This window comes from Mesotoga sp. (genome assembly GCF_035363035.1).
Lineage (GTDB): Bacteria > Thermotogota > Thermotogae > Petrotogales > Kosmotogaceae > Mesotoga.
This window is the reverse complement of sequence record NZ_DAOSEH010000084.1, coordinates 1-9,314: the sequence shown is the minus strand read 5'-3', so window position 1 is coordinate 9,314 and position 9,314 is coordinate 1. Positions and strand designations below refer to the sequence as shown.

The window sequence follows — 9,314 nt, the reverse complement described above, 5'->3', positions numbered from 1 at the left end:
CGGCGTTCTGCACCTGACCGTTGATATAGTTCAACGAAACGGGAAGCGCCACCAGCGAGTACAGCAGCAACATCAAAACCGGAACGGGGAGAAAGTCGATCGTCGTGAGGTAGGAGATGGCCATCATCGAAGGCGTAACCGAGAGAGCCAGCAATGAGACTATCTTCAACTGTCTGGCTCCCCCGCGGATCTTCCTGGCCGTCCACGCCAGATAAAAAGTTATCGCCACGGTCGTAACCGATGCGACCGTCGAGAGCGAGAGAGAATTGAAGACGGTCCTCGCCAACGAGGTCCCTATGAGCGGCAACTCCCCTTTGAAGAGCCCGGCCACCCTTCCAAAGATGAACTCTCCCCTCGCCCGATCGTAGAAGGAACTCGTGAAAGCCCCGAGAATCGGCACCCACTCGAAAACCAGAAAAAGCAGAGAGTACAGTCGCGTGGCCGTCTTTTTCTCGATGTACTGTTCGCCCTGCTCGAAGGGGATTCTTCTTTCGGAAATGGAGATCAGCACGCCGAAGAGCATAATGAACGCGAACTGGATCACCGACAGCGCCACGGCCATCTGGGGCCGCCCAAGGAGGCGGAAGTACATATATATGGAGACCTCGAGCGTGGCGAACTGGGCCCCCCCGAGGATCAAAACCACGGCGAAGGAAGTGAAGCAGTACGAAAAAATCAGGAGCGCCGAGTTGACCAGCGCCGGCACGCTCAGGGGAAGTTCGACCTTCAGAAAGCGCGTCAATTTTCCCGCGCCGTCTATTCTGGCCGTCTCCAGAAGATCGGAAGGGATCCTCTTCAAAGCGTTTCCCAGAATCAGTATCACTATGGGGGCGTTGTAAAAGACGTGGCCCAGCAGTATCGCCCCGAACGAGTAGAGTATCTGAAGCCTCTCAAAGCCGAAAAGGGCCAGCGCGGAGTTTAAAAGCCCGTTCCTGCCGTAGATCGCCAGAAAGCCTATAGCCATGGAGATCCCCGGAAAGAAGAACGGTATATAAGTCGTCAGCCCCAGAAGCTTTGAGAGACGGGATCTGCTTCTGGAAAAGTATATGGCCGCCGGGAGTCCTGCCATAAGCGCCAGAGAGGTGCTCAACGCCGCCTGTCTCAGGGTGAAGAGAGTTATGCCGGCAAAGGAAGGCGAGGAGACGGCCTCGCCCAGCGAGTCCAGACCGGAAAATCCGAAGGAAACTACCAGCGGAAGGAGGATCGCAGCCGCTACCAGCAAAGAGAGAACTGTCGGTACGCTACTTTTCGTAGATTATTCTCTCCCATTTTCCGATCAATTCCTCGAGTTCTACCTCGGGGGGCAGCTTCAGGATCGTCGAGGGCTTTACGGCGTACTGGAAGACGGCCGGCATCTCCACCTCGATCACCGGGAACATCCACTGGTTGAGCGGAACATGCCTCTGAAAATCCGGACTCAACAGGAAATCCAGGAACATCCCGGCTTCCTCCGGGTTATCCGTCCAGCGTACGATTCCCGCGCCTTCTATCTGCACGTAGCCCTTTCCCTGTGGAATCAGAACCGAATAGAGAGATTGACCGTAGTAATGCGCCGAGTACGCGCCGTCGGTGGCGTAAGAGACCATTATAGGCGCCTCGCCGGCCTCGAACTTTTCGAAGGAGTCGTCCCATCCCAGCGTGATGGTCAGAATCGAGGGTTTGAGCGCGCGCCAGAACTGCTCGAAATCCTCCCCGAAGAGCAGGTATGTCCATGACAGGAAGGCCAGTCCCGTGCTCGAGGTTCTTGGGTCCTGGAGTATCAGGGCCTTCTTGAACTTCCCATCCGTCAGATCCTGGAGACTCTCGATCTTTGAGGTTATCGACTGGCTGTCGTAGATCAGCGCGATCGCTCCGTAATCGTAGGGGGTCAGTCTCCACAGGGGATCGAAGATCAGATCCTGGCTGATCAGATTTTCACTGCCGGCCGGTTTGTAGGGCAGAAATATGTCGGCTTCGAAGGCCTTTCTTGAAAGAAGGTTGTCGATTCCGATCACGACATCGCCGTCGAACTTCTCTCCCATCGAGACGATGTAATTTACAAGAGAGCCGGAATCGCTAAGAGTCTTGAGCTTCACCTCGATCCCGGTTTTAAGAGTGAATTCCTCGAAAGTTTCAAGAGCCAGAGGAACGAAGGAATCGTATGAATACACGACCAGAACAGAAAGACCGGCCGATGAGAGCAATAAAAGCAGCAGGAGAGAAAGAGCTTTCACCGTAAACACCTCCACTTTCTAAAAAATAGCCGGAGGCGTCTCCCGAAGCCTTCCCTACGCCGGTACTAACCGGATCAGGTTCCTGGGGTCTGCACTTAAGCACTCTCAGCCTCTTGGGCTCCCCCGGCACCCAATTATATCACCCGCCAGTTGGTGATACAATTGCTCTGGAGGTGGTTATTTGAATCATCCGAAGGCTGCAATCCTTATCACCGGCGATGAGATAACGATGGGAATCGTGAATGACACCAACGGAGGTTACCTGGCTGAGACTCTGACCGCCATGGGCTATGAAGTCCAATCGATCGTCATCGTACAGGATAACGCTCAATTCATGATACGGGAGATGACGGGAGCGCTGGAAAGGGCCGATCTTTTAGTAATTACGGGCGGTCTAGGAAGCACTTTCGACGATATAACCCTGCAGACGGTAGCCCGATACGCAGGGCGGTCGCTGATCTGCGATGCCGATTATCGTGAAAGTCTAGAGAGGAGCTTCAAATCGCGCTTCAGGAGGAAGGCTCCCGCCGATCTCGAACGCCAGGCCTATACAGTAGAGGGCTCTACTATCCTGCCCAACGCCGTCGGAAGCGCCCGGGGATGCTTTCTGAAGATGGGGGCCAAAGAGATAGTAGTCCTGCCCGGTCCACCGATGGAGATGAAAGCCGTTTTCGCCGAAGCGATCAAACACATGAGCCACCCGGAGGCCCCCTTCATGCGGACCGTCGGGCTTGTGGACATAACAGAGCCCGAAATAGAAAAGACTCTCGAAGAGTTACTGGATAAACACGAAAATGTGAAATTCGTCACCCGAGTCAAATACTACACCGGACCGACGGTCATACTCTCGGGCCCGAACGAAGAACAGCTCGAAGAGATCGTTACCTCGCTGAGAGAGAAGTACGGCGAGAACATCTACACGACCACCGGTGAGGAACTCGCGGACGTTGTGGTGAAGATGCTCGTCGAAAGGAAAAAGACGGTTTCGACGGCCGAGTCCTGCAGCGGGGGAAGGCTTTCGGCTATCCTGACCTCCGTTCCGGGCGTTTCGGCCATCTTCCCCGGCGGCATAGTCGCCTATTCGAACGAGGCGAAGGCCTCTCTGCTGTCGGTGAGAAGAGAGACGCTGGAGAGTTTCGGAGCCGTTTCCGAAGAGACGGCAAGGGAGATGGCCAGCGGAGTCGCCACCGTCTTCGGAACGGAAATAGGCCTTTCTGTGAGTGGAATAGCCGGTCCGTCGGGCGGATCGATCGAAAAACCGGTTGGACTCGTATGCACGGCTATAAGTTTTGGAAAGAGATCCTGGAGCTACACGGATCATTTCAGGGGCGATCGTGAAACCATTCAGCTGAGAGCGGCCCATACCCTTTTCAAAAGACTCTGGAGGATACTTTGGAAAGAAGATTATACAGGGTAAACGACCCCATTTCATGGATAGAGAAAAACCTCTCCTCGTTCGACAAGGTGCTTGTTATATTTCCAACCGAGAGAATGCTCGAATCTTTCGCTGCCGTTCACGCCAGAAAAGAGGAGGAAGGTTACTTCTTTTCTCACGACGTCTTTCCCTTCGAGGAGATCGGCACCTCGCCACGCATACGCGCCGAAAGAGTCTCACTGCTTTACAATCTCTCGCTGGGCAGGCTGAAGAAAGTCTTCGGTTCGTTTCACGGCCTTCTCAGAAAGACCGTCCCCCTAGATGTTTTCAGCGAACTTACGATCGCGATACACAGGGGAGGCGAGCTCAAAGTCGATGAAGAGATCCTGGCCAGAATGGGCTATTGTAGAACTTTCAACGTAACCGTTCCCGGTGAGTTCTCGATCAAGGGCTCGATCACGGATATCTTCATTCCCGGAAACAGCCATCCGCTCAGGATAGAGACTTTCGATAGAGAGATCGAATCTATAAGGTTCTTCGATCCATCGACACAGAAGAGCGTCGAGAGACTGGACCGCGCGTGGATCACGCCCGCGGCCGAGAGTCTTAACACCCCCGACAACGAAGAAAGGGCCAGAAGACGAATCGAAATGGCCGAAAAGACCGTCAGCACACGCGATGAAACGCTCCTGGATAGAATGGACACCATGGATACCATCGCGGGAATATTCTACGAAAAGCAGACGATTCTGTCCGATTACCTGAAGGATTACGCCATAGTTTTCGTCAGGCCAGACGAAGCCTTCGCCGAGTATTCGAGAAGGGAGAGAGAGACGATCGAGCTCCTTTCCGACAGACCGGTACGCAAGTTTCTGTACGTCAGGTACGGGGGTGTCTCTTCCGAGGTCTTCCTGAAGATGGCCGACTACACCGTAGTCTCGGATTCGGCAGTCACGCTGATGCCCTACGACAGCGAACAGACCGAGACCCTGGAAGCGGTCAGGAGAGAGCCGAAGGAGAGAGAGGAAGAGTTCATTCCCAGAGTGCCGATCGTCGACTGGACGGAACTGGAGGAGAGAGATCTCGTCGTTCACAAGGAGTACGGCATCGGACGCTATCTAGGCGTGAGAACCATCGAGAACGTGCTCGGGGTGAGAGAATACCTGGTTCTCGAATACAGAGACAACAACAAGATCTACGTTCCCGTCGAAAGAGTAGATAGAGTCCACAAATACGTCGGAAATTCCGACATAGTGCAGCTCAACTCACTCAAGGGTAACGGCTGGGGCAGGCAGAAGTCCAAAGTGAAACGCGAGGTAAAGGCTCTGATCGGCGAGTTGAGCAATCTCTACGGTTCCAGGGAGATCGTCAGGGGAATACCGCTCGCGGGGGATGCCGAGATGGAGAAGAGCTTCAGGGACAGTTTCCCCTACGTTGAAACCGACGATCAGCTCAGGGCCGTCGATGAAGTCTTTTCGGACCTTCAGAGCGGCAGGCCTATGGACAGGCTCATAAGCGGGGACGCGGGTTACGGAAAGACCGAGGTGGCCATAAGGGCGGCCTTCAGGAGCGTAATCTCCGGCAAGCAGGTGGCCTTGATGGTCCCCACGACCGTGCTCGCGCGACAGCACCACGAGAACTTCTCCTCCCGCCTCACCCCTTTTGGCATAAGGGTCGAGATCCTCGACCGTTACAGAACGGAAAACGAGAGGAGCAGACTTCTCAGAAAACTCAAAAAGGGAGAGATAGACGTTGTGGTGGGAACGCACTCGCTGCTCTCCAGGGAGGTTCAGTTCGCCGATCTCGGACTGGTGATAGTCGACGAAGAGCAGCTTTTCGGGGTTATGCAGAAGGAACATTTCAAAAAGCTCAGGCTCCAGATCAACGTTCTCTCGATGAGCGCGACGCCCATTCCCAGAACTTTGTACATGTCTATTTCGGGATTGAGAGATATGTCGGTTATTTCCACGCCTCCGGCAGGGAGAACCACGCCGGAAATATACGTGGGATCGGTCAACGATAGGCTGATCAGGACGGCCGTCCTGAGGGAGGTCAACAGGGGCGGCCAGACTATATACGTCCACAACAGGGTCAACGAACTGCCCGATCTCCTGTTGAGACTGAGGGAACTGCTGCCCGAGGTCGGCATCGAAATGGCGCACGGCCAGATGAACAAGACGGCCTTCGAACGGACGATAAGGTCTTTCTACACCGGAAGCCTCGACGTTCTTCTCTGCACGACCATAATCGAGAGCGGCGTCGACGTGCCCAACGCCAACACGCTGATAGTCGACGACTCCCACCGTTACGGACTGGCGCAGCTTTACCAGCTCAGGGGACGTGTAGGGAGAAGCACCAGGAGGGCCTTCTCCTACTTCCTTTACGACGCCAGGAGACTCACCGAACCCTCGCGTGAAAGACTGAAGGCGCTCAAGGAGTTCTCAGGCGCCGGGAGCGGCATGAAACTGGCGATGAGGGATCTGGAGATAAGGGGTTTCGGAACGCTCCTGGGTGCCGAGCAACATGGTAATATCAACTCGGTGGGACTTTACCTCTACCGCGAGATGGTCGACAGGGCCCTAAAAGAGTTGAAGGGCGAGCAGGAAGTAGATATTCAGGACAGGGCGGTGGATACGGAATTGAAGAGCATACCCTTCGACATGGTCATTCCCGAAACCTTCGTCGCCGACTCCATCGAAAGGCTGAAGATATACCGCAGGATAGCGGCCTGCAGGGAACGGGAAGAGATCGACGAAATAGAGGCCGAGTTGAAAGACAGATTCGGGAAGCTCCCCGTACAGGTGGAATCGCTTCTGACGGCCTCTCGTGTAAGACTGGGAGCCTTCAAGCTGGCCATAAAGACCGTGGAGTACGACGCGCATTCCGAGAGAGTCGTGTTGACTCACGCCGAGAACCACGATCGCAACTCGATACGGTTGAAGAGAGAGAAAGTGATCGTGAACGATAGGGAAGGAAAGACGATGATATATCCGGTACCCGAGAGAAGATTGATGAGAGTTCTTCAGGAGATATTCCTTGGAGCTGAAGAGATTGTTCACTGATCCGATATGCGCCCTGGCGACTGCCAGAGGCGTTTCCGCGACCGCGACGGTCAGGTGTTCCGGCGAGCGGATACTGGAGAGGCTCCTTCCTCTCCTGGAGCGGCTTGAAAAACCAAAACCCAGAAAGATCTATCTGACGCCCTTCAAGGTCAAGGGGGAGTTCCTCGACGAGATACTCTTCGTGTATTTCCAGGCGCCAGCCTCCTACACAGGCGAAGAGATGGCGGAACTCTCCTTCCACGGCAATCCGATTATCATCGACAGGGCGATGGAAGCTCTTCTCGAGGCCGGTTTCAGGGAAGCTCTCCCCGGAGAATTCACCAGGAGGGCCGTTTTGAACGGCAAGATCGATCTCCCGAAGGCCGAGGCCATAAACGCTATGATAACCTCGCGAAGCGAGACGGCTCTGGACGTGGCCAGAAGGAGCTACCTGGAGGGCATCTCCACAGAGATTTCGACCTTCAGAGAGGAGATCGTCCGGTTGCTGGCGACCATAGAGGTCGAGCTCAACTACCCCGACGAGGTCGAGACCGATTACACGGACCTGGGTGAAAAGCTGGACGGCCTGTCGGAAAGTATTTCGGCCTTCATCGAGAGCGCCAGCAAGGGGTTGAGGATCGCTCAGGGAATCAAGACGGTGATCGTGGGCGAGACCAACGTCGGAAAATCCACCCTTCTCAACGCGCTGCTTAGGAGGGACCGGGCGATCGTTTCCGATATTCCCGGGACCACCAGGGACACAATCGAAGAGGATCTGAACATAAAAGGCGTTCTCTTCAGAGTCGTCGACACGGCCGGAATACGGGCCTCGCACGATGCGATCGAAGAGATGGGCATACAGAGGAGCCTGAAGGCCATCGAAGAGGCCGACCTCCTGATACTTCTCAGCGATCCGGCCGGCGATCCCGGTTATCTTCAGAAAATCGACCTGGAGGGGAGGAGAGTGATCAGAGCCGCGAACAAGTCCGACATAAGGCAGATCGACGCCGCCGGTTTCGATATCGTGATCAGCGCCAGGACAGGACAGGGACTCGCCTCGCTCGAGGAGATGATGGTCGAAAAGACCCTCGACCTGACATCGATCGGAGAGCAGATCATCGTCAGCGCCAGGCAAAGGGTCTGCCTCCAGGAGTGTCTGCGGTACCTCCTCCAGTCGATAGAAGCCATAGAAGAGAGGGTGACTGTCGACATAGTGAGCACGCTCGTCGAGAGGGCCGCCAAGAGCCTCGACGAACTTCTGGGAAGGAATCTGACCGAGGATCTGCTCGACAGGATCTTCAGCGATTTCTGCGTCGGGAAGTGATTGCCTTGCTCTCGATGGCGATTATCGTAGTCGCGGCCTCCACCAGGCTCTTTCTCGGTCCGCTCCTCTACTTCCTGACGTGTGTCCCCGCCTTCGTTCTCTTCACCGTCCTCAGACGGAAAGCGGCTTATATATCGCTGGTGATCGCCCCTCTGTTGCCGATCATCGTGGAATCGATCGCCCTGTTGACGGGCAACTTCAGGGGGGGGTTTCTCGTTGGCGACATAGTCTGCCTGGTCACCGCGCTGCTGGGACTGGGCGAAGAAAGGCCCAAAGAGAGGATGATAAGGCGGCTGGGCCTCTCCGGGAGAGAGAGCAGAAACATGGTTCGATCGCTCTTCTACACCTTCGGCAGGGTCGAGAGAATAGAGAAAGTCAACATGAGCCAGAGTTACGCCATGATAAACGGAGGGAGTTTCCATTTCAGCGTGAACATACCCGGCTCCGGTCAGGTCAACATGGAGATACCCCTGGAGGATATCGAAGAAGTGGCCGTCCACCAGAGCACATCTTCGGGCGATCTGTATTATCCGTCTTTGAGGGATATGTTTCTGCCCGCCAGGAACATCAAGCTGGTGGGAAAGCCCAGGATACAGGACTACTTCCTGGTGGTGAGGGTCGCCGAAGATGCCTACACTTTCTACGAAGAGCCCAAAACCGTGCTGGAACTCCAGGAGGAGATCGAAAGAGAAAGGGAACTCTCCGTCCGATCGAAGCAATCGCCCGGTGAACCGCCGGCTTAACCTCAAATGCACAACCTCTCCCCATTCTCTCCGGCACTTCGTGATATAATTCCTGTTAATCGCTGCAAGCTCGCAAGGGGGTAGTCCTATGAAAGAACTGGGAACCAGGTACAGTCCTTCCGACCTGGAGAAGAAGTGGTACTCCTGCTGGAAGGAGAACGGCCACTTCGAACCTAAGGGTAGCGGAAAGCCTTTCACCATAATGATACCGCCACCGAACATAACGGCGGCTCTTCACATGGGTCACGCGCTCAACCTCGTCCTTCAGGATATCATGACCCGGTTCAAGAGAATGCAGGGTTTCAGGGCTCTCTGGGTCCCGGGAGAGGATCACGCCGGCATCGCCACGCAGAACGCCGTCGAGAAAAACCTCGCCAAGAAGGGTATCGACAGGAAGAAACTCGGCCGTGAAAAGTTCCTGGAAACCACCTGGGAGTGGACCAGGGAATACAGACAGAAGATCAGGGAGCAGATAGAGGCCATGGGCTGTTCCGTCGATTGGAGCAGGGAGCGATTCACCCTGGACGAGCGATTGAGCCAGGCCGTCAGAAAATCCTTCGTTCAACTCTACAAAGAAGGCCTGATATACAGGGGCAAATACATAGTCAACTGGTGTCC

Annotated in this window: 7 protein-coding genes and 1 riboswitch; of the genes, 5 read left to right on the top strand and 2 right to left on the bottom strand. The window is 55.0% G+C overall.

What is annotated here, in order from left to right; all coding sequences use genetic code 11:
- Together PKX57_RS10120 and PKX57_RS10115 are read right to left on the bottom strand one after the other, a co-directional pair.
- Positions 1-1,222 (bottom strand): ABC transporter permease (locus tag PKX57_RS10120; protein ID WP_472417127.1); only part of this gene is annotated, 1,222 nt, incomplete at its 3' end.
- Positions 1,223-1,241: 19 nt separating this feature from the next.
- Entirely contained in the window at positions 1,242-2,213 is a 972-nt protein-coding gene (locus PKX57_RS10115; protein WP_472417125.1) for a thiamine ABC transporter substrate-binding protein, read from the bottom strand.
- Between the two features lie 33 nt (positions 2,214-2,246).
- Positions 2,247-2,348: riboswitch (TPP riboswitch) on the bottom strand.
- A gap of 46 nt (positions 2,349-2,394) precedes the next feature.
- Between PKX57_RS10115 and PKX57_RS10110 the strand changes: the two genes are divergently transcribed.
- The 5 genes from PKX57_RS10110 to PKX57_RS10090 all read left to right on the top strand — a co-directional run.
- Complete coding sequence (locus tag PKX57_RS10110; RefSeq protein ID WP_472417123.1) at positions 2,395-3,630, top strand: CinA family nicotinamide mononucleotide deamidase-related protein; 1,236 nt, start codon at positions 2,395-2,397, stop codon at positions 3,628-3,630.
- Positions 3,606-6,650: a transcription-repair coupling factor gene (gene mfd / locus PKX57_RS10105; protein ID WP_472417121.1), complete on the top strand. Its 3,045-nt coding sequence runs from the start codon at positions 3,606-3,608 to the stop codon at positions 6,648-6,650. The genes PKX57_RS10110 and mfd overlap by 25 nt, the downstream gene beginning before the upstream one ends.
- Positions 6,625-7,953 carry a tRNA uridine-5-carboxymethylaminomethyl(34) synthesis GTPase MnmE gene (gene mnmE / locus PKX57_RS10100; protein WP_472417119.1) on the top strand — a complete coding sequence of 443 codons (1,329 nt, stop codon included), beginning with the start codon at positions 6,625-6,627 and terminating at the stop codon, positions 7,951-7,953. Before mfd ends, mnmE begins: the two co-directional genes overlap by 26 nt.
- A gap of 14 nt (positions 7,954-7,967) precedes the next feature.
- Entirely contained in the window at positions 7,968-8,696 is a 729-nt protein-coding gene (locus PKX57_RS10095; RefSeq protein WP_472417117.1) for a hypothetical protein, read from the top strand.
- 88 nt (positions 8,697-8,784) lie between these two features.
- Positions 8,785-9,314 (top strand): class I tRNA ligase family protein (locus tag PKX57_RS10090; protein WP_472417115.1); only part of this gene is annotated, 530 nt, incomplete at its 3' end.

Bases quoted from the DNA above. Each gene is read 5' to 3' on its own strand.
- PKX57_RS10095 (WP_472417117.1), top strand. From the start codon at position 7,968: ATGGCGATTATCGTAGTCGCGGCCTCCACCAGGCTCTTTCTCGGTCCG.